The organism is Pseudomonas sp. SH10-3B (assembly GCF_019891415.1).
Taxonomy (GTDB): domain Bacteria; phylum Pseudomonadota; class Gammaproteobacteria; order Pseudomonadales; family Pseudomonadaceae; genus Aquipseudomonas.
On record NZ_JAFLXD010000020.1, the window covers coordinates 79,129 to 98,766 of the forward strand.

Below are 19,638 nucleotides of genomic sequence, written 5' to 3' on the forward strand. Positions count from 1 at the left end.
ACATTGAGGTTTTTCATGCGCATCTCCACACTCGCCCCTGCCGCCCTTCTGCTTAGCCTGTTCGCCCTGCCGGCCCACGCCGCTGACCTGAGCGCATTGAGTGGCGCTCTGACCTCCCAGTTGGGTGGCGGTAATGCCGGCGATTGCCAAAAGCAATCCGCCGACCTGCAAACCAAGATCGATGCTGCCGAAGCCAGCAAAGACACCTTGAAAGTGAAGGCCTTCAAAGCCGCGCAAGAGCAGATCAACAAAGGCTGTGACAAGCTCGCACAAGCCCAGGCCAAAGCCGACGCCAAGCAGCAAACCCAGGAAGCCAAGGCCGATAAGCCTGATGCCGTAAAAGCACTGGGCGGCCTGTTCAAGTAAGCCGAAACACCCGGTAAAAAGCCCCGCAGCGTCGGGGCTTTTTTGTGCCTGAGTGGATCCTTTAGGCTGGGCGCCCACTCCGAGCAAGGATGCTCATGATGCGCTTACTGATTGTTTGTCTACTTGCCGCGCTATCCGGTTGGACCTGGGCGGAGGACTGCCCCGATGAGGCCCGAACCCAGATCGCTCCCCTGGCCGAACAGGTCCGCTTGTGGGATGACAGCTACCACCGACTCGGCCAATCCCCCGTCAGCGACGAACTCTACGATCAGGCCCGCCAGCGCCTGAACCATTGGCGCCGATGTTTCTCCCAACCCGCCCTCGAACCTGATCACCCATTGGCCAGCGCCAGAGGTACCTTGGCGCACCCGGTCGCCCATACAGGCCTGGAAAAACTGCTGGGTGAACAGGCCGTCGGCGCCTGGCTGGACACACGACAGGATGTGTGGATTCAACCAAAGGTCGACGGGGTGGCGGTGACCCTGGTGTATCGGCAGGGCCAGTTGAAACAGGTGATCAGCCGTGGCGATGGCGCCCTCGGCCAGGACTGGTCAACCTCCGCGCGCAAGATCCCCGCCATTGTCCAGCAACTGCCGGAGCCCATTGATCTGGTGCTGCAGGGCGAACTCTATTGGCGCCTCGACGAGCATGTGCAATCGGCACGTGGCGGGCTCAACGCCCGCAGCAAGGTGGCGGGGCTGATGAATCGCCGACAGTTGAGCGACTCTGACGCCGCTGGCATCGGCTTGTTTGTCTGGGCCTGGCCGGACGGCCCCGCGACTTTTACCGAACGCCTGACCACCCTGGCTCGCTGGGGGTTCACCGACAGCCAGCGCTTTAGCCAGCCCGTGCAGAACATCGCCGAAGCCGTGCACTGGCGTACCTACTGGTACAACCATCCCCTGCCGTTCGCCAGCGACGGGGTGGTGTTGCACCAGGCATTACGTGCACCGGCCGAGCGCTGGCAGGTCAGTGCGCCTTACTGGGCTGTCGCTTGGAAGTACCGCACGGCCAACGCCCTGGCTGTGGTACGCAAGGTGCAGTTCAAGATCGGCCGCACCGGACGCATCACCCCCATTCTGGAATTGGAGCCGGTAAGCCTGGACGACCGCCGGATCAGCCGGGTAAGCGTCGGCTCCTTGAGGCGCTGGCAAGCCCTGGATATTCGACCGGGCGACCAGGTGTCCATCAGCCTGGCGGGCCAAGTGATCCCTCGGCTGGACCAAGTGATCCTGCGCAACACCACGAGGATCGACCTGTCGGTGCCGGACCCTCGTGACTTTCACGCCTTGAGTTGCTGGCAACTGGACCCCGGCTGCGAAGAACAGTTACTCGCACGCCTTACCTGGCTGAGCGGCAACCAGGGCCTGGCATTGCCGCACATAGGCCGCGAGACGTGGAACGTATTGATCGAAGCCGGTCTAATCGCAGGCTTTCTCGATTGGTTGACCCTGGATGCGGCAGAGCTTGCTAACATTGATGGCTTCGGTGAGCGCAGCCGTACGCGGCTGCTCGACAGCCTTCACAGCGCTCGGCAGCGACCCTTTGCACAATGGCTCGAGGCCTTGGGTGTACCGCCTGCGGCACGCGCAGACCTGGCGGGCAACTGGCAGACGCTGGTCGCCAGAGACACACAGGCCTGGCTGGCCATCGATGGCATAGGCCCGGGTCGCGCAGCGCAACTGAGCGCTTTTTTTCGCGACCCACATGTACAGACCTTGGCTGACACATTACGCGTGGCCGGAATAGACGGGTTTTGAACCCGTCCCGACCACCTTCAAATCACAGCAGAATTCACCCTGCTATTTGCGACCCTGGAGTTCCACATGAAATTTCTAGCCCCTCTTGCCTTGCTGACCGTCGCAAGCTTCATGGCCACGCCAGTGCTGGCCGCCGAAGAAGCCCCCGCCCTCACCGGCTGCGCTGCCAAGCGCCAAGCCATCAGCACCCAGATCGAACAAGCCAAGGCCCACGGCAACAGCGACCAGCAAGCCGGCCTGGAAAAAGCCCTGAGCGAAGTCACCGCCAACTGCACTGATGCCTCCTTGAGAAAGGAGCGCGAAAACAAGGTGCTCGATGCCAAGCACGACGTCAGCCGTCGTCAGGCCGACCTCGACAAGGCGATGAAAAAGGGCGACGCGGACAAGATCAACAAGCGTAAGGACAAGCTCGCCGAGTCACGCAAGGAACTGCAGGACGCCGTGGAAGAACTCGACCAGTAAAACCGGTCAGTGATCGCGAAACTGCTTATGGCAGGCACTGCAGGCATCTTCGACTTTCTGTACGGCAGGGGTAAGGTTGCTGGCCTTGTAGGGCTGCACCTGACTGGCAATCACCAATTCACCGGTGGCCGCTTCCAGGTCACGGGCCAGTTGCTGGAACTGCGCCTGTTTTTGCCACACATCGTCCTTGGCGCTGGTGTGATCCTCTTCGCGCACACTCGGAAAGTGTTTCCATGGTTCATGGGACAGCGCATCGAGCTTGACCGCGCCTTCGGCGAATTTCGCACCGTCAAATGCAATGCGCCCGCGCAGCATGCCGCCCAGGTCTTCGCCGGTCTTGAGCATCTGCTTGAAGATCGCCTTGCGCTGGCCCAGGGGGGAATTCGGATCGACGCCGCCGCAGGCGGACAGTGCCAGGCAGGCCAACAGTACAAGCGTCATTTTTTTAAAAGTCATGGTGGCTCAGGGTCACGGGAAACGGCGGCCAGTATCCTCGCCCCGCCCGCAAAGACCAATAGCCCTATTAATAATAAGGGTTGCCAAACGGCGCTACGGCGCAGGCAATCGCTTCAGGAATCGCGCGCATGAATCTCACTTTGAAACACTGGAGCCCCCGCCTGGCGTGGGCCCTGCCGATGATCGCACTGCTGGCCGGCTGCGATGCTGGCAAAGACGCCAGCAAAGATGAAAGCGTAAAACCTCACGCTGTGGCCACCTACGTGAGTGCCCCTTGGGAGGCTTTGCCGAGCGTCTCCGACAGCGACTTGCTGGCCGGTTTTGAATCCTGGCGCAGCGCCTGCCAACGCCTCAAGGCAGACCCTGTATGGGGCGCGACCTGTGCCGCAGCGGGCAGCGTGCCCGCCGATGCCGTGGCGGTGCGTGGTTTTCTCAAGGAGCGCCTGGATGTGTTCGGCCTGCGTTCGGCCGACAACACCCCCAACGGCTTGATCACTGGTTACTACGAACCGGTCTACCCCGGCAGCCTGACCAAGACCGCCACCGCCCATGTTCCCGTGTATGGCGTGCCGGACGACCTGATCATTGTCAATCTGGAAAGCATTTACCCGGAACTCAAGGGCAAGCGCCTGCGCGGTCGCCTTGAAGGCCGTGTGCTCAAGCCCTATGACGATGCCAGCGCGATCAACGGCCAAGGCTCCACCGCCAAGCCGATTGCCTGGCTGACCAACCCGATGGACCTGCAATTTCTGCAGATCCAGGGCTCGGGCCGCATTCAACTCAAGGACGGGCGCCAGCTGCGCGTGGGTTACGGCGACCAGAACGGCTACCCCTATCGCCCTATCGGCCGTTGGCTGGTGGAGCAAGGCGAGCTGAAGAAAGAAGACGTGACCATGGGCGCCATCAGCGCTTGGGCCAAGGCGCATCCCGAGCGCATCCCGGAACTGCTGGCGAGCAACCCCAGCTACGTATTCTTCAGCGCTCGCCCCGACAGCAATGAGGGTCCACGCGGCTCGCTGAACGTGCCCTTGACCGCCGGCTACAGCGTGGCGGTGGATCGCAAGGTGATTCCGCTGGGCAGCCTGTTGTGGCTGTCGACCACCAAACCCGACGGCTCGCCATTGGCACGCCCGGTCGCTGCGCAGGACACCGGCGGTGCAATCACCGGTGAAGTACGCGCGGACCTGTTCTGGGGCACGGGTGATGCAGCAGGAGAGTTGGCGGGAAATATGAAGCAGCAAGGGCAAATCTGGATGCTATGGCCCAAGGGCGCGGCGTTGCCGCAGGTGCCGGATGCACCCACCGGAACCTGACACTCGCCGAAAACACACCGTAGGAGCGAGCTTGCTCGCGAAAAACGTCAACGATAACGCAGCGCTTTCTGGCAGCCCGCGTTGTCTGTTGGTTCTTCGCGAGCAAGCTCGCCCTACGGAAACCGGTTCAGATCGAGACGAAGAAGAAGCTCGCAATCAACGCCATGCCGACCGCCCACACCAGCGAGCGCAAGATCGCCCAGTCGGCCAGGTAGCAGATGATGTACAGCAGGCGGCTGGTGATAAACAGCACGGCCAGCACATTGATGGTCACCAGTTCGGCCGTGCCGGCCAAATGGGCGACAATCACCGCCGCCGCGAAGGCTGGGGTGACTTCAAAGCTGTTGAGTTGTGCGTTATGGGCGCGCCGGGCGACCCCATCGAGGGTTTCCAGGAAAGCCCGTGGGTCGTGGTTCTGCCGTGGCCCGAACTTGCCGCCACTGAACTTGGCCACCCCCGTGCACAGGTAAGGCAGAAAAATCGCGATCAACACACACCAGAAAGCAGCCGTCATCACTCACTCCTTTTGTAGTTTTATGCAGCGATTAGAGTTCTAGCACTAAAAAACCCATATCGCACCTACCCGCTATGAGCCGCGCAGCACCGAAAGGTTCTACCGCACTTTCGCCCAAGGCCTTGCAACCTCACGCCGCTGCTGCGGTCCATCCCCCATTCACACTCCACCCCCCCACCTTCCAAGGACCCCGGATGCTTGAACTTGTCGCCGCCTTCATTTGCCTCACCACCCTGCTCACCTATGTGAACTTCCGTTTTATCGGCCTGCCGCCCACCATCGGCGTGATGGTCACGGCCCTGCTGTTTTCCCTGATCCTGCAAGGCCTGAGCCTGCTCGGCTACCCAGGCCTGGAGGAACGTATCCAGCAACTGATCGGCCAGATCGACTTCGGCGACCTGCTGATGAACTGGATGCTGTCGTTCCTGCTGTTCGCCGGCGCCTTGCACGTCAACTTGAACGACCTGCGCAGCTACCGCTGGCCCATCGGCCTGCTGGCAACCTTCGGTGTGTTGATCGCCACCGTGGTGATCGGCAGCCTGGCGTATTACATCTTCGCCCTGTTTGGCTGGCACGTGAGCTTCCTTTACTGCCTGTTGTTCGGCGCACTGATCTCGCCCACCGACCCCATTGCAGTACTGGGCGTACTGCGAACCGCCAACGCGTCGAAACCGCTGAAGACTACGATTGTGGGCGAGAGCCTGTTCAACGACGGCACGGCGGTGGTGGTGTTTACCGTATTGCTGGGCATCGCGCAGTTGGGCGAGACGCCTACCGTGGGCGCCACGGCCTTGCTGTTCGCCCATGAGGCAATTGGCGGCGTGGTCTTCGGCGGGCTGATCGGCTATCTGGTGTACCTGATGATCAAGAGCATCGAACAGCACCAGATCGAAGTGATGCTGACCCTCGCCCTGGTGATCGGCGGCTCGGCAATGGCCACGGAGCTGCACGTCTCCGCGCCGATCGCGATGGTGGTGGCCGGGCTGATCATCGGCAACCTGGGGCGCAAGTTGGCGATGAACGACATGACCCGGCGCTACCTGGACGGCTTCTGGGAGCTGCTCGATGACATGCTCAACGCGTTACTGTTCGCGCTGATCGGCATGGAGCTGCTGCTGTTGCCGTTCAACTGGCTGCACGTCTTCGCGGCCAGTTTGCTGGCGGTGGCGATCCTACTGTCGCGCCTGCTGACCGTGGCCCCGGCGATCCTGTTGCTGCGCCGCTGGCGCACGGTGCCACGCGGCACCATCCGCATCCTCACCTGGGGCGGCTTGCGCGGCGGGGTTTCGGTGGCACTGGCGCTGGCCCTGCCACTGGGCCCCGAGCGCGATCTGCTGCTGAGCATCACCTACATTGTGGTGTTGTCGTCGATCCTGTTGCAGGGCCTGAGCATCGGCAAGCTGGTCAAGCGCGTGACCCAGGGCGAACCCCAGGCCACACCTGACGTTCACTGATCCTTGTTGATCCGCTGCGGATGCCTCGGGTCCGCAGCGTTCTTGCCCGGCAAGCTACCCTCGCTGCGAATCTGCGCATGGCTGATCAACGCAAAGATGAAGCTGCCACCGATGATGTTGCCGGCCAGTGTGGGGCCGGCAAACACCAGCCAGAAATCCTTCCACGGCAACTCGCCGGCAAACACCAGGTACGACACTTCCGCCGAACCCACCACGATATGGGTGAAGTCCCCCAGGGCCATCAGGTAGGTGATCAAAATGATGATCCACATCTTGGCGCTTTCCATCGATGGGATCATCCACACCATGGTGGCGATCATCCAGCCGGAGACGATGCCTTTGGCGAACATCTGGCCGGCGTCGTTTTCCATGATCTTGCGCCCGATTTCCAGGAAGGCCATGTCGGTCTTGGTGTCGAAGATCGGCAGGTGCAGCATCACGTACGCCACCAGCAGGGTGCCGCAGAGGTTACCCACCAGCACCACCGACCACAGGCGTAACAGGCGCCCGGCATTGGCCAGGGTCGGCTTGCTCATTACCGGCAGCACGGCGGTCAGGGTGTTCTCGGTAAACAGTTGCTGGCGCGCGAGGATCACCGCGAGAAAGCCTGCGCAATAGCCGAAGCTGGCGATCACCTTGAAGGCTTCGCCGTCCGGCAGGCGCGAATTGAGCAACCCCATGGCCATCAGCGACAGGCCCATGGTCAACCCGGCTGCCAATGCCGACCACCACAACGCGGCGACGCTGCGCTCCAGCTCCTGGTCGCCCTGTGTGCGGATAATTTCATGCAGCACTGCCGCGCGGGGCGGCTGGTTCTTGTCGACGTCCTGCTGCTCTTCCTGGGACAGGTTGGGGGTCTTGCCATCTTCTTGCGTAGCCATGGTGATACCTGAACGGGGGGCGATGTTCAGGTACGACCTATGGTTGATCAAGAGCGTTCACTGGCCCCGAGCAGGTTTACTCGCTGATGCCGTCGTCCTGGAACTGATCCTTGACGTACTTGATCTCTGTACGGCCGTGGGGCGCAGGCAGGCCGTCCTCGCCAAGGTTGACGAAGACCATTTTCTCTACAGTCAGGATGCTTTTGCGGGTGATCTTGTTACGCACTTCACAGGTGAGGGTGATGGAGGTGCGGCCGAACTCGGTGGCGGTGATGCCCAGCTCGATGATATCGCCCTGGCGCGAGGCGCTGACAAAGTTGATTTCGGAGATGTACTTGGTCACCACGCGCTGGTTGCCCAGTTGGACGATGGCGTAGATGGCTGCTTCTTCGTCGATCCAGCGCAGCAGGCTGCCGCCGAACAGGGTGCCGTTGGGGTTGAGGTCTTCGGGTTTTACCCATTTGCGGGTGTGGAAGTTCATGGTCACTCCAAAGCGTCTTGCCGAATGATGGGCAACATCATGGCAGAGCCTGCCCCCAAGCTCTATGCGCCATTGCCTATCACCCCCATGCGCGATCTGCATGCCGCCGACAGAAAGGCTTGGGAAGTGCCGCGTACACGGCTATAATCGCCCCCGCTTCAAAACGGTCATCTTCAGTTGATACCGTTTCTCCCGCCACCTGTCCGAGGGGCGCTGCAGCAGGTTCAACCTGTCAGGCTCGGATGGGGCGTTGTCCGGCCTGGTTGCCCTGGCCTGATACTAAACGCACAACGGCGCCCATTCGCACACTACGAATGGAGGCTCTTCATGAGCGCTGTAATTACGCCTGCAGATTTCAACGACTACAAAGTCGCCGATATGTCCCTCGCCGCCTGGGGCCGTCGCGAAACCTTTATCGCCGAATCCGAAATGCCAGCCCTGATGGGCCTGCGTCGCAAGTATGCCGCAGAGCAACCGCTCAAGGGCGCGAAGATCCTCGGCTGCATCCACATGACCATCCAGACTGCCGTGCTGATCGAAACCCTGGTTGCCCTGGGTGCCGAAGTGCGTTGGTCGTCCTGCAACATCTTCTCGACTCAAGACCAGGCCGCTGCCGCCATCGCCGCTGCCGGTATCCCGGTATTCGCCTGGAAAGGCGAGACCGAAGAAGAGTACGAGTGGTGCCTGGAGCAAACCATCCTCAAAGATGGCGCGCCTTGGGATGCCAACATGATCCTCGATGACGGCGGCGACCTGACCGAGCTGCTGCACAAGAAGTACCCGCAGATCCTCGACCGCGTCCACGGCGTGACCGAAGAAACCACCACCGGCGTGCACCGCCTGCTGGACATGCTGGCCAAGGGCGAGCTGAAAATCCCGGCCATCAACGTCAACGACTCGGTGACCAAGAGCAAGAACGACAACAAGTACGGCTGCCGTCATAGCCTGAACGATGCCATCAAGCGCGGCACCGACCACCTGCTGTCGGGCAAGCAAGCCCTGGTGATCGGCTACGGCGACGTGGGCAAGGGTTCGTCCCAGTCCCTGCGCCAGGAAGGCATGATCGTTAAAGTCTCCGAAGTCGACCCGATCTGCGCCATGCAAGCCTGCATGGACGGTTTCGAAGTGGTTTCGCCGTTCATCGATGGCGTCAATGACGGCACCGAAGCAAGCATCGACAAGGCCCTGCTGGGCAAGATCGACCTGATCGTGACCACCACCGGTAACGTCAACGTCTGCGATGCCAACATGCTCAAGGCCCTGAAAAAGCGCGCCGTGGTGTGCAACATCGGTCACTTCGACAACGAGATCGACACCGCTTTCATGCGCAAGAACTGGGCATGGGAAGAAGTGAAGCCACAGGTACACAAGGTTCACCGTACCGGCGCTGGCGCTTTCGATCCACAGAACGACGACTACCTGATCCTGCTGGCCGAAGGCCGCCTGGTTAACCTGGGCAACGCCACCGGCCACCCAAGCCGCATCATGGACGGCTCGTTCGCCAACCAGGTACTGGCCCAGATCTTCCTGTTCGGCCAGAAATACGCCGACCTGTCGCCGGCCCAGAAAGCCGAGCGCCTGACCGTGGAAGTACTGCCGAAGAAACTCGACGAAGAAGTGGCCCTGGAAATGGTCCGCGGCTTCGGTGGCGTGGTAACTCAGCTGACCAAGACCCAGGCCGACTACATCGGCGTGACCGTCGAAGGTCCGTTCAAGCCGCACGCTTACCGCTACTAAGTAATCAGCCCAACCTGCTCCACCTGTAGGAGCGAGCTTGCTCGCGAAAAACTCAAGGACACCGCGTACATCCTGTTTCTACGCGTTATCGTTGACGTTCTTCGCGAGCAAGCCCGCTCTTACAGTGCAGATGGGTTGCACAGTCGGCTTCTGAGTTTCAAAGGGTATGACCATGTCCCAAGACCGTCGCTACAGCTTCGAGTTCTTCCCCACCAAGACCGATGCTGGGCATGAAAAACTGATGGCGACTGCCAAGCAGTTGGCCAGCTACAACCCCGACTTCTTCTCCTGCACCTACGGCGCAGGCGGCTCGACCCGTGATCGTACGATCAACACCGTGTTGCAGCTTGAAAGCGAAGTCAAAATTCCCGCCGCTCCGCATTTGTCGTGCGTGGGCGACAGCAAGGCCGACCTGCGCAGCCTGCTGACCCAATACAAAGCCGCCGGCATCAAGCGCATCGTTGCCCTGCGTGGCGACTTGCCGTCCGGCATGGGCATGGCCAGTGGTGAGCTGCGCTACGCCAATGACCTGGTGAGCTTTATCCGTGAAGAAAGCGGCGACCACTTCCATATCGAAGTGGCGGCTTACCCGGAGATGCACCCCCAGGCACGCAATTTCGAAGACGATCTGCAGAATTTCGTGCGCAAGGCCAATGCCGGCGCCAACAGCGCGATCACCCAGTACTTCTTCAACGCCGACAGCTATTTCTACTTCGTCGAGCGTGTACGCGCCATGGGTGTGAACATCCCGATCGTGCCGGGCATCATGCCGATCACCAACTACAGCAAGCTGGCGCGTTTCTCCGACGCCTGCGGTGCCGAGATCCCACGCTGGGTGCGCAAGCAACTGGAAGCCTATGGCGACGACGTCAAGAGCATCCAGGCGTTCGGCGAACAGGTCATCAGCAACATGTGTGAAGAATTGTTGCAAGGTGGCGCGCCAGGCTTGCACTTCTATACCCTTAACCAGGCAGAACCGAGCCTCGCGATCTGGAACAACCTTAAACTGCCACGCTAGGTCGGTTTAATCGCTGTACCCAGCCCTCGTTATCACGGGGGCTTTTTTCGTCTACATATCCCCGGAAAGGAAGCCTGCAGTAAATGAATACAGCGTCCCCGACTCCCCGCCCGCAGCTGGTTTACCTGGTCTTCGGCGCCGAGACCTACCATCAGGAAGCCGTATTCAGCATCGCCAGCGCCCTGGCCCACCTCGGTGGCCCTCAGAACATGCCGTTGGATATCCAGGTGTTCAGCGACAACCCGGCCCCCTACCGTGACTTGCCGGTGCAGGTCCATACACTGGACAACGCCACGCGCCAACGCTGGAGCGAGCCCCACGGCTACCATTTCCGCACCAAACATGTGCTGTTACGCCAGGTCCTGGAAACGGCAGAGCGAGCGCTGCTGATCGACACCGACACCTTTTTCCACGACTCACCCATGGCGCTGTTCGAACGCGTCGCGCCCGGCACAGTGCTGTGCAATGCGTTCCACGCCAAGTACGGCGATAACCGCGAAAGCGTGTTGTATGAAGCCCTGGCCAAGCACCTTGCCGACAAAGGCATCGCGGACGACGACATGTGGCTGCTCAACTCGGGCGTCATGGGCCTGACCCGTCAGGACGCGCACATCCTTGATCGCTCGATCGAGTTGATGGACGAGCTGTTCCCGATGGCCCAAGGCGCCTATACCCTGGAAGAGTTCTGCCTGTCGGTGGCCGCGTACCGCACGCTCAACGTGCGCCAGTGCCCGGACCTGATCCACCACTACTGGAGCCGTAAACAGTTGTTCCGCGCCAAGGTCAAGGCATGGATCAACAAGCACGCCACAGACCCCATCTGCGCCCTGGCCTTGGCCGACACCCGCAAGGTCTCGGCCCACCTACCGCGCCCGCCGCGCCTGCAGCGCTTGATGTACAAGCTGATCACCCTGGCCTTGCCCAAACGCAAGCAGCAGTTCATCCGTGAAATCCTCTACGGCTGCTACGAGCACGAAAATGAATTCGACCAGGCCTGTGGCCCGGTTTGGTGGGACAAAGCCCTGCAAAACCAGCAAGAGCGACAAAACAGCCCAGTCGACGCGCACCAGCTCGAACATTGGTTTGCAAACCCCGTGGTACGCCTGATTCTTGGCGAGCGTCGTGCCGCCATCTATGAACACCTGATGACCTCTCCGACAAAGTAGCGCCGCCCTAAGGCGCGCGTGCCAGAGCTTCTCTTTAGCGCACGGGCATCGTAACCTCAGGGTATGCCCGTCATTCTGAAGCTGTTGACCGCTGCGCTTTTCACTTGCTTGAGCCTGGCCGCTTATGGCGAGAAATTGCGCATTGTCACCGAGCCCTGGGCGCCGTATGTGTATGAGGAACACGGCGCCATGCAAGGGCTGGATTACGAAACCACGGTGATCGTGTTCCAGCGCCTGGGGGTCGATGTGCAGTGGCAGTTCCTGCCCTGGAAGCGCTGCCTGGCCATGCTTGACCAGGGCAATGCCGATGGCGCACTGGATATTTTCCACAGTCACGACCGCGACGCCCTGCTGCTCTACCCCAGCGAACCGTTGTCGGAAGTGGAGTTCGTGATGTTCTACGCCAACGAGCGCCCTCACCCGGTCCAAAGCCTTGACGGCCTTGGTGGCCTGACTGTCGGCACGTCACCAGGCTACCTGTACGGCGCGCCCTTCAGTGACTCCGATGCGTTTAACCGCGAACCGGCTCCCAGCCATGAGGCTAACTTCGGCAAATTGCTGCTGGGGCGCATCGACCTGGTGATCACCGACCGCCGGGTCGGCCTGCATGTGATCAAGGCGCTGGGCCTGGAGGGCAAGGTCAGCCAGGCCCCCGTAGTGGTCAGCCGTCAACAGCAGTACCTCGCCGTACGCCGTGGCGCGGGGATGGACCTGCTGGTGCAACGCTTTGCCGCCGAACTCAAGCGCTTCAAACAGGAACCGGCCTACGCCGCTCTAAGCGCCAAATATGGTGGAATCCAAGCCAAAACAGCATCCGGACACACCGTTGAGCAGCAGGAAAGCGGCGCGCCGTGATTGCTCTGTTATACTCCGGCCTTTCCGCCAGGCTTACGCCCGGCCGCTGAGGTCCTGAAAAAGGCACCCAACCCCGCTACTGCGCAGCTTTCAGCCCGCGCGAGCCGGTGGAGTGCCCGCCAGACGCAGCAGGACCGGACGGGATTGCGCTCCCCTAAGCGCCATTCACGCCCGGCAAGATTATCCCTTTGGGCCAAGCCCTAACTAAAACAGGATTACTCATGTCCTTTGCTTCCCTCGGTCTCTCCGAGGCTTTAGTCCGCGCCATCGAGGCAGCGGGCTATACCGAGCCTACTCCGGTGCAACAGCGGGCTATCCCCGCCGTGTTGCAAGGTCGCGACCTGATGGTCGCGGCTCAGACAGGTACTGGTAAAACCGGCGGCTTCGCCCTCCCGATTCTGGAGCGGTTGTTCCCCAACGGTCACCCGGACAAATCCCAGCGTCACGGCCCGCGCCAACCGCGCGTACTGGTCCTGACCCCTACCCGCGAACTCGCCGCCCAGGTGCATGACAGCTTCAAGCTGTACGCCCGCGACCTGAAGTTCGTCAGCGCCTGCATCTTCGGCGGCGTCGGCATGAACCCACAGGTTCAGGCCATGTCCCGTGGTGTTGACGTGCTGGTCGCCTGCCCTGGTCGATTGCTCGACCTGTGCGGCCAAGGCAGCGTCGATTTGTCCCACGTGGAAATCCTCGTGCTGGACGAAGCCGACCGCATGCTCGACATGGGCTTTGTCCATGACGTGAAAAAGGTCCTCGCCCGCCTGCCGGCCAAACGTCAGAACCTGCTGTTCTCGGCAACGTTCTCCCAGGACATCACTGCCCTGGCCGGCAAGCTGCTGCATAACCCGGAGCGCATCGAAGTCACGCCGCCGAACACCACGGTCGAGCGTATCGAGCAACGCGTATTCCGCCTGGCCGCCAGCCACAAGCGTTCATTGCTGGCGCACCTGATCACCGCCGGTGCCTGGGAACAGGTGCTGGTGTTCACCCGCACCAAGCACGGCGCCAACCGCCTGGCCGAGTACCTGGACAAGCACGGCCTCACCGCCGTCGCCATCCACGGCAACAAGAGCCAGAACGCCCGCACCAAAGCCCTGGCCGACTTCAAGGCCGGTGAAGTGCGCATCCTGGTTGCCACCGATATCGCCGCACGCGGCCTGGACATCGACCAGTTGCCACACGTGGTCAACTTCGAGCTGCCAAACGTCGACGAAGACTATGTGCACCGTATCGGCCGTACTGGCCGTGCCGGTCGCTCGGGTGAAGCCATTTCCCTGGTTGCACCGGACGAAGAAAAACTGCTGAAAAGCATCGAACGCATGACCAAGCAGAAAATCGCCGATGGCGACCTGATGGGCTTCGATGCCAGCGCCGTCGAGGCCGAGAAGCCTGAAGTGCGCGAGCGTCCGGACGTGCGCAACCCGCGCAACCCACGCGGTCCGAAGGGCGATGGCCCGAACGGCGGCGGTGGCGGCGGTGGTCGTCGCGACAAAGGCAAAGACAAAGGCGGCAAGGAAAAAGCGCCAACCAACGGCCGTGGCGAACGCCCGGCCCGCGAGCAGAAGCCCCGCGAAGGCACCCCGGCCCGCGAACAGCGCCAGCCGAGCCAGCCGCCCCGCGCTGCTGACCGTGCCCCGGACGAGTTCCTCGACGACGACGTGGATAACTTCGGTAACCGCGTTGACTACGTGCCCCAGGCCAAACCGGCCCAAGGCCGTGGCCGTCGTCCAGGTGCTCCGGCGCCGGGCGCAGCTGCCGGCACTGGTGCTCCACGTGGCGGCCAGCCTCAGGGCGGTCGTCAGAACGGCCCGCGCAACAGCAGCGGCGGCACTACCGGCACCCCGCCGGCCAAGCGCAGCGGCCCGCGTAACGGCGCACCGCGTGACGGCCAGGCGCGTCGCGAAGACTCGCGCAGCAACAACCGCCGCCCGGCCCGTGACGACCAGCCGCGTTTGTCAGAGCCTGCCGTGCAGAACCCGCGCGGTGGCCCGGCGCCAAAGATCATCCACAAGGAGTCGAAGGCTGATCGCTTCCCGACACCGGAGCAGTTGGATCAACTGCCAGGCCGTCCTCGTGGTGAAAAACCAGCGCTGCTGACCCGCAACCGCGAAGCATAAAAAAAACCCGTATCGCGAGATACGGGTTTTTTTTGCCTGTAGGAGCGAGGGGGACGCCTAGTTCTTGCTCGCGAAGGTCGTCAACGATAACGCTGGCAGCCTGAATAAACGCGGTGTCTCTACGTTTTTCGCGAGCAAGCTCGCTCCTACCTGCGAAGCGTTACTTCGCTTTCACGCCTTCCAGCGAGATGTCCAGGTCGACAGTCTGGGAACTCGGGCCTGGGCCTTTGATGCCGAAGTCGTTCAGGTCCAGCGTGGTCTTGGCGTTGAAGCCAGCACGTTCGCCACCCCATGGGTCTTTGCCTTCACCGTTGAACGTGGCCTTGAAGGTCACAGGCTTGGTCACGCCGTGGAAGGTCAGGTCGCCGGTCACGTCAGCAGTTTTTTCGCCGGTGGATTTAACCGCGGTGGACACGAACTTGGCGTCCGCGAACTTGGCAACGTCCAGGAAATCCTTGCTGGCGATGTGCTTGTCACGTTCAGCGTGGTTGGACCACAGGCTGGCGGTTTTCACGTCGACTGCGATTTTGCTGGCCTCAGGCTTGGCGGCATCCCAGCTGAACGTACCATCCCAGTCCTTGAAGGTACCGTGGATGTAGCTGTAGCCCAGGTGGCTGATTTTCCAGTCGATGAAGGCGTGCTGGCCTTCCTTGTCAATCTTGTAGTCAGCAGCCATCACCTGACCTGCAGACAGCAGCGCTGTACCGATTGCCAGAGCGGCGAGGGTCTTTTTCAACATGCTTTCTATTCCTTGTGAGTCGAGGTTGAACATCAGGCTTTGCGCCCCAGCATTCGCGTGAGGGTCGCATCACGATCGATAAAGTGGTGTTTCAACGCAGCCACGCCGTGCAAGCCGGCGAAGACCACCAACACCCAGGCGAGGTACAGATGCACCACGCCAGCGGTGTCTGCCTGGTCCGGTAGACCGGAAACCACGGCAGGAATTTCAAACAGGCCAAACACCGGGATACCGACACCGTCTGCGGTGGAAATCAGGTAACCGGCGATCATCACGGCAAACAGCCCGAGATAAAGGAACGCGTGGCCGAACGCGGCACCGATGCGAGTCAAGCGGCTGTAACTGGCCAGCGGCGGAGGCGGCGGGCTGATCAAGCGCCAGACAATACGTACCAGCATGATGGCGAACAGCGTGATGCCAATGCTCTTGTGCAGGTCCGGTGCTTCTTTGCGCCAGGCGCTGTAGTAGTCCAGACCCACCATCCACAAGCCCAGGGCAAACAGGCCGAATACCACCAGGGCCACGCCCCAGTGCAAAATCATACTGACCCAGCCATACCGGGCTGGAGAGTTACGTAGCTGCATGTACTTAATCCCGTAAGAGCTGCGCCCAAGACTAGCGATTTACCTATCGAATTAAAGCGGAAAATTTTGCTTTGAAATATCGAGAAATACGATCTGGAGCCTATGCACAGTAAGTTAACGACGGATTAAGGACTATTCCTAAGAAACGTGACAGTCCGTCCTGCGTTTACTGCCAATTACCCACAATGGGTTGTGACACGGGCCGCCATTGCATAGGCTTGCGCGATTGTTTCGCCTGCGGCAGCCGCAGGACCGCTTCGAGGAGATCACCGATGGGCTTGAACAACCAGTGGATGCAACGCGACCTCGCGGTGCTGTGGCATCCCTGCACCCAGATGAAAGACCACCAGCAACTGCCGCTGATCCCGATCAAGCGCGGTGAAGGCGTTTGGTTGGAAGACTTCGAAGGCAAGCGCTACCTCGACGCCGTTAGTTCCTGGTGGGTTAACGTATTCGGTCACGCCAACCCGCGTATCAACCAGCGCATCAAGGACCAGGTCGACCAGTTGGAACACGTGATCCTCGCCGGTTTCAGCCACCAGCCGGTGATCGAGCTGTCCGAGCGCCTGGTAAAGATGACCCCCGAAGGCCTGACCCGCTGCTTCTATGCCGATAACGGTTCGTCGTGCATCGAAGTCGCGCTGAAGATGAGCTTTCACTATTGGCTCAACCGTGGCCTGCCGAATAAAAAGCGCTTCGTGACCCTGACCAACAGCTACCACGGCGAAACCATCGCCGCGATGTCGGTGGGCGACGTGCCGCTGTTTACCGAGACCTACAAGGCGCTGCTGCTGGACACCATCAAGGTGCCGAGCCCGGATTGCTACCTGCGGCCCGAGGGCATGAGCTGGGAAGACCACTCGCGCAACCTGTTCATGGCCATGGAACAGACCCTGGCCGAGCACCACGACAGCGTCGCCGCCGTGATCGTCGAGCCGCTGATCCAGGGCGCCGGCGGCATGCGCATGTACCACCCGGTGTACCTCAAGCTGCTGCGCGAAGCCTGCGACCGCTATGGCGTGCACCTGATCCACGATGAAATCGCCGTGGGCTTCGGACGCACCGGGACCATGTTTGCCTGTGAACAGGCAGGCATCCGCCCGGACTTCCTGTGTTTGTCCAAGGCCCTGACTGGCGGCTACCTGCCGTTGGCAGCGGTGGTCACCACCGATGACGTCTACGACGCGTTCTACGACGACTACCCGACCCTGCGCGCCTTCCTGCACTCCCACAGCTACACCGGCAACCCGCTGGCGTGCGCGGCGGCCCTGGCGACCCTGGATATTTTCGAAGAAGACAACGTCATCGAAAACAACAAGGCCCTGGCCCAGCGCATGGCCACGGCAACCGCGCATCTGGTCGACCATCCGCATGTCTCGGAAGTACGCCAGACCGGCATGGTGCTGGCCATCGAGATGGTCCAGGACAAGGCCACCAAGACCGCTTACCCGTGGCAGGAACGCCGTGGCCTGAAGGTGTTCGAACACGCCCTGGAACGCGGCGCGCTGTTGCGGCCGTTGGGCAGCGTGGTGTATTTCCTGCCGCCGTATGTGATCACGCCGGAGCAGATCGATTTCCTCGCCGAAGTGGCCAGCGAAGGCATCGACATCGCCACCAACAGCAAAGTCAGCGTGGCGGTGCCGAAGGACTTCCACCCCGGCTTCCGCGATCCGGGTTGATTGCCGGCACACCTACACCTTTTTCCAGAGAGCAGAAATGAGACTGTCCCGCTTTTTCACCGACACCCCGCTGAGCCTCGGCGACCACGAATTGCCCGAAGCCCAGGCGCACTACATCAGCCGCGTACTGCGCATGGGCGAAGGCGATGCCGTGCAATTGTTCGATGGTTCCGGCCAGGAGTTCCTGGGCAGCCTGCTGGAAGTCGGTAAAAAACGCGTCACCGTGCAACTGACGGAAAGCTTCGCCGGCCAGACCGAATCGCCGCTGCACATCCACCTCGGCCAGGGCCTGTCCCGGGGCGAGCGCATGGATTGGGCGATTCAGAAAGCCACCGAACTGGGCGTCAACGCCATCACGCCGATCTTCAGCGACCGCTGCGAAGTGCGCCTCAAAGACGAACGCGCCGACAAACGCCTGCTGCACTGGCGCCAGGTGGCGATCAGCGCCTGCGAGCAGTGCGGGCGTTCGACGGTGCCGGTGATTCACCCGCCGCTGCTGCTGGCGGACTGGTTGAAGCAGGTCGAGGCCGACCTGAAGCTGGTGCTGCACCCGGTGGCCGAGCCGATGGTCAGCCATGCCAAGCCTGCGAGCCTGGCGTTTCTGATCGGCCCGGAGGGCGGGCTGACCGACAACGAAGTCGACACCGCCCAAGGCGCTGGCTTCCACGCCGCCCGCCTCGGCCCGCGCGTGTTGCGCACCGAAACTGCACCGGTCGTCGCGTTGGCGGTTGCCCAACAACTCTGGGGCGACTTCTAAATGTGGGAGGGGTGATCAATCCACCGGATCGCTCACCGGCTTGGCAATGATCGCCTTCAACTCACTGGTCATCGGGAATTCCAGGTTCAAGCCCTTGGGCGGGATCGGCTGTTCAAACCAGCGCTGGTAAATCCCGTTGATCTCCCCCGAGCGGTACAGGTCGCCCAGGGTCTCGTTGACCACCGCAAGAAACTGCGGATCATCCTTGCGCACCATGCAGCTGTAGATCTCCCGCGACTGTTCCTCGCCGACCACTACCCAATGGTGTGGGTCCTTGGCCTTGGCGCGTTCGCCGTAGAGCAGCGCATCGTCCATGTAGAACGCCGCCGCGCGCCCCGTCTCCAGCATCTTGAACGCCTCGCCGTGATCCTTGGCGCTGATCACGAACATATTGCTTTTGTGCTCAGCGTTGTAACGCTTGAGAAAACGCTCGTTGGTGGTGCCGGCGGTGGTCACCACGTTCTTGCCCGACAGGTCGGCGAAACCCTTGATGCCACTGTCTTTAGCGGTCAGCAACTGGCCTTTCACGTAAATAAACCCGTAGGAAAATGCCACCTGCTTCTGCCGCTCGGCGGTCACCCCGGTGGAACCACATTCCAGGTCGACGGTGCCGTTCTGCACCAGCGGGATACGGGTTTGAGAGGTCACCAGGTTGTACTTCACATTCAGGTTGGCCACGCCGATCTTCTGCTGGATACGCTCGACGATCTTGCCGGACAGGTCCACCGAATAGCCCATCGGCTTGCCGCTGTGATCCCCCACGTAGGAAAACGGCACCGACGCATCACGGTAGCCCAGGGTGATGGACTTGGCGTTGGCGATCTTGCCCAGCGTACCCTCCAGCGGTGCCTGATTGGCATGGGCGTGTGCCCCCAGCAAAAGGCCCAGGGTGCAGCCGGTCAACAGGACTGTTTTCATTGTTATTCTCCGTTGGTCTTTAACGTTATTTACGTGCCGCAATCACGCTGATTTCCACCAGCACACTCGGCCGCGCCAGTTCCGCCTGCAGGGTGGTGCGTGTCGGCGCCATACCGGGCGATAGCCAGGCGGCCCACACTTCATTCATCGGTGCGAAACCGCTGCCGATGTCTTTCAAGTAAATGGTCGCATTCAGCAGATGATCCTTGTCACTGCCGGCCTGGGCCAGCAGCGCATCGATCTTGGCCAGCACTTCGCGGGTTTGCGTCGCCACATCCTGGCCGTCGCCGGGTACCTGGCCGGAGAGAAATACCAGATCCTTGAAGGTCACGGCGCCGGACAGTCGGTCGTTGCTGCTGATTCGATTGAGGGTCATGGAGG

Annotated in this window: 20 protein-coding genes and 1 riboswitch; of the genes, 12 read left to right on the forward strand and 8 right to left on the reverse strand. The window is 61.3% G+C overall.

Annotated features, from left to right (window positions below):
• Nucleotides 1-15 precede the first annotated feature (15 nt).
• From J1G35_RS16560 to J1G35_RS16570, 3 genes are all read left to right on the forward strand, one after another.
• Nucleotides 16-366, forward strand: a complete 351-nt coding sequence (locus J1G35_RS16560; protein WP_053128073.1) for a hypothetical protein — start codon at nt 16-18, stop codon at nt 364-366.
• Between the two features lie 95 nt (nt 367-461).
• Entirely contained in the window at nt 462-2,126 is a 1,665-nt protein-coding gene (gene ligB / locus J1G35_RS16565) for an NAD-dependent DNA ligase LigB (protein ID WP_223015469.1), read from the forward strand.
• Between the two features lie 66 nt (nt 2,127-2,192).
• Nucleotides 2,193-2,588: a DUF1090 domain-containing protein gene (locus J1G35_RS16570; protein WP_053128069.1), complete on the forward strand. Its 396-nt coding sequence runs from the start codon at nt 2,193-2,195 to the stop codon at nt 2,586-2,588.
• A gap of 6 nt (nt 2,589-2,594) precedes the next feature.
• Here the strand turns inward: J1G35_RS16570 and J1G35_RS16575 are convergent, their stop codons facing one another.
• Nucleotides 2,595-3,044, reverse strand: coding sequence for a cytochrome c (locus tag J1G35_RS16575; protein WP_053128067.1), 450 nt, complete (start codon nt 3,042-3,044; stop codon nt 2,595-2,597).
• 128 nt (nt 3,045-3,172) lie between these two features.
• Here J1G35_RS16575 and J1G35_RS16580 point away from each other — a divergent pair, with 128 nt between their 5' ends.
• A complete protein-coding gene (locus tag J1G35_RS16580; protein ID WP_223015470.1) occupies nt 3,173-4,357 on the forward strand; it encodes a murein transglycosylase A in 1,185 nt (394 codons plus the stop codon).
• Nucleotides 4,358-4,484: 127 nt separating this feature from the next.
• Here J1G35_RS16580 and J1G35_RS16585 read toward each other — a convergent pair whose 3' ends face one another.
• Nucleotides 4,485-4,871 (reverse strand): MAPEG family protein, encoded by a 387-nt coding sequence (locus J1G35_RS16585; RefSeq protein WP_053128063.1) that lies wholly within the window; start codon nt 4,869-4,871, stop codon nt 4,485-4,487.
• A 194-nt stretch (nt 4,872-5,065) separates the two neighbouring features.
• On the opposite strand from J1G35_RS16585, the gene J1G35_RS16590 reads away from it, so the two are divergent.
• A complete protein-coding gene (locus J1G35_RS16590) occupies nt 5,066-6,325 on the forward strand; it encodes a sodium:proton antiporter (protein WP_223015471.1) in 1,260 nt (419 codons plus the stop codon).
• Here J1G35_RS16590 and J1G35_RS16595 read toward each other — a convergent pair.
• Nucleotides 6,319-7,206, reverse strand: a complete 888-nt coding sequence (locus tag J1G35_RS16595) for a formate/nitrite transporter family protein (RefSeq protein ID WP_053128059.1) — start codon at nt 7,204-7,206, stop codon at nt 6,319-6,321. The two genes, J1G35_RS16590 and J1G35_RS16595, sit on opposite strands and share 7 nt — an antisense overlap.
• A 76-nt stretch (nt 7,207-7,282) precedes the next feature.
• Nucleotides 7,283-7,687 (reverse strand): hotdog domain-containing protein, encoded by a 405-nt coding sequence (locus tag J1G35_RS16600; RefSeq protein ID WP_027606051.1) that lies wholly within the window; start codon nt 7,685-7,687, stop codon nt 7,283-7,285.
• A gap of 199 nt (nt 7,688-7,886) precedes the next feature.
• A riboswitch (S-adenosyl-L-homocysteine riboswitch) is annotated at nt 7,887-7,993 on the forward strand.
• 21 nt (nt 7,994-8,014) lie between these two features.
• Between J1G35_RS16600 and ahcY the strand changes: the two genes are divergently transcribed.
• The 5 genes from ahcY (at nt 8,015) to J1G35_RS16625 (ending at nt 14,580) form a co-directional block, all read left to right on the forward strand.
• A complete protein-coding gene (gene ahcY / locus J1G35_RS16605; protein ID WP_053128057.1) occupies nt 8,015-9,424 on the forward strand; it encodes an adenosylhomocysteinase in 1,410 nt (469 codons plus the stop codon).
• 172 nt (nt 9,425-9,596) lie between these two features.
• Complete coding sequence (metF, locus tag J1G35_RS16610; RefSeq protein WP_223015472.1) at nt 9,597-10,442, forward strand: methylenetetrahydrofolate reductase [NAD(P)H]; 846 nt, start codon at nt 9,597-9,599, stop codon at nt 10,440-10,442.
• Nucleotides 10,443-10,525: 83 nt separating this feature from the next.
• Nucleotides 10,526-11,608 carry a hypothetical protein gene (locus J1G35_RS16615; protein WP_053128053.1) on the forward strand — a complete coding sequence of 361 codons (1,083 nt, stop codon included), beginning with the start codon at nt 10,526-10,528 and terminating at the stop codon, nt 11,606-11,608.
• 63 nt (nt 11,609-11,671) lie between these two features.
• Nucleotides 11,672-12,463: a transporter substrate-binding domain-containing protein gene (locus J1G35_RS16620; protein WP_223015473.1), complete on the forward strand. Its 792-nt coding sequence runs from the start codon at nt 11,672-11,674 to the stop codon at nt 12,461-12,463.
• 221 nt (nt 12,464-12,684) lie between these two features.
• Nucleotides 12,685-14,580 (forward strand): DEAD/DEAH box helicase, encoded by a 1,896-nt coding sequence (locus J1G35_RS16625; protein ID WP_053128050.1) that lies wholly within the window; start codon nt 12,685-12,687, stop codon nt 14,578-14,580.
• A gap of 160 nt (nt 14,581-14,740) precedes the next feature.
• On the opposite strand, the gene J1G35_RS16630 is transcribed toward J1G35_RS16625, so the two are convergent.
• Together J1G35_RS16630 and J1G35_RS16635 are read right to left on the reverse strand one after the other, a co-directional pair.
• A complete protein-coding gene (locus J1G35_RS16630) occupies nt 14,741-15,319 on the reverse strand; it encodes a YceI family protein (protein ID WP_053128049.1) in 579 nt (192 codons plus the stop codon).
• A 32-nt stretch (nt 15,320-15,351) separates the two neighbouring features.
• Nucleotides 15,352-15,903, reverse strand: a complete 552-nt coding sequence (locus J1G35_RS16635) for a cytochrome b (RefSeq protein ID WP_053128048.1) — start codon at nt 15,901-15,903, stop codon at nt 15,352-15,354.
• Nucleotides 15,904-16,175: 272 nt separating this feature from the next.
• On the opposite strand from J1G35_RS16635, the gene J1G35_RS16640 reads away from it, so the two are divergent.
• Nucleotides 16,176-17,582 carry an adenosylmethionine--8-amino-7-oxononanoate transaminase gene (locus J1G35_RS16640; RefSeq protein WP_223015474.1) on the forward strand — a complete coding sequence of 469 codons (1,407 nt, stop codon included), beginning with the start codon at nt 16,176-16,178 and terminating at the stop codon, nt 17,580-17,582.
• A gap of 37 nt (nt 17,583-17,619) precedes the next feature.
• Nucleotides 17,620-18,339, forward strand: a complete 720-nt coding sequence (locus J1G35_RS16645) for a 16S rRNA (uracil(1498)-N(3))-methyltransferase (RefSeq protein ID WP_223015475.1) — start codon at nt 17,620-17,622, stop codon at nt 18,337-18,339.
• A gap of 15 nt (nt 18,340-18,354) precedes the next feature.
• Here J1G35_RS16645 and J1G35_RS16650 read toward each other — a convergent pair whose 3' ends face one another.
• The gene (locus J1G35_RS16650) at nt 18,355-19,257 is read right to left on the reverse strand and encodes a transporter substrate-binding domain-containing protein (protein WP_223015476.1); all 903 of its coding nucleotides are present in this window, start codon (nt 19,255-19,257) and stop codon (nt 18,355-18,357) included.
• 25 nt (nt 19,258-19,282) lie between these two features.
• Complete coding sequence (locus J1G35_RS16655; protein WP_223015477.1) at nt 19,283-19,633, reverse strand: RidA family protein; 351 nt, start codon at nt 19,631-19,633, stop codon at nt 19,283-19,285.
• Nucleotides 19,634-19,638: the final 5 nt, after the last annotated feature.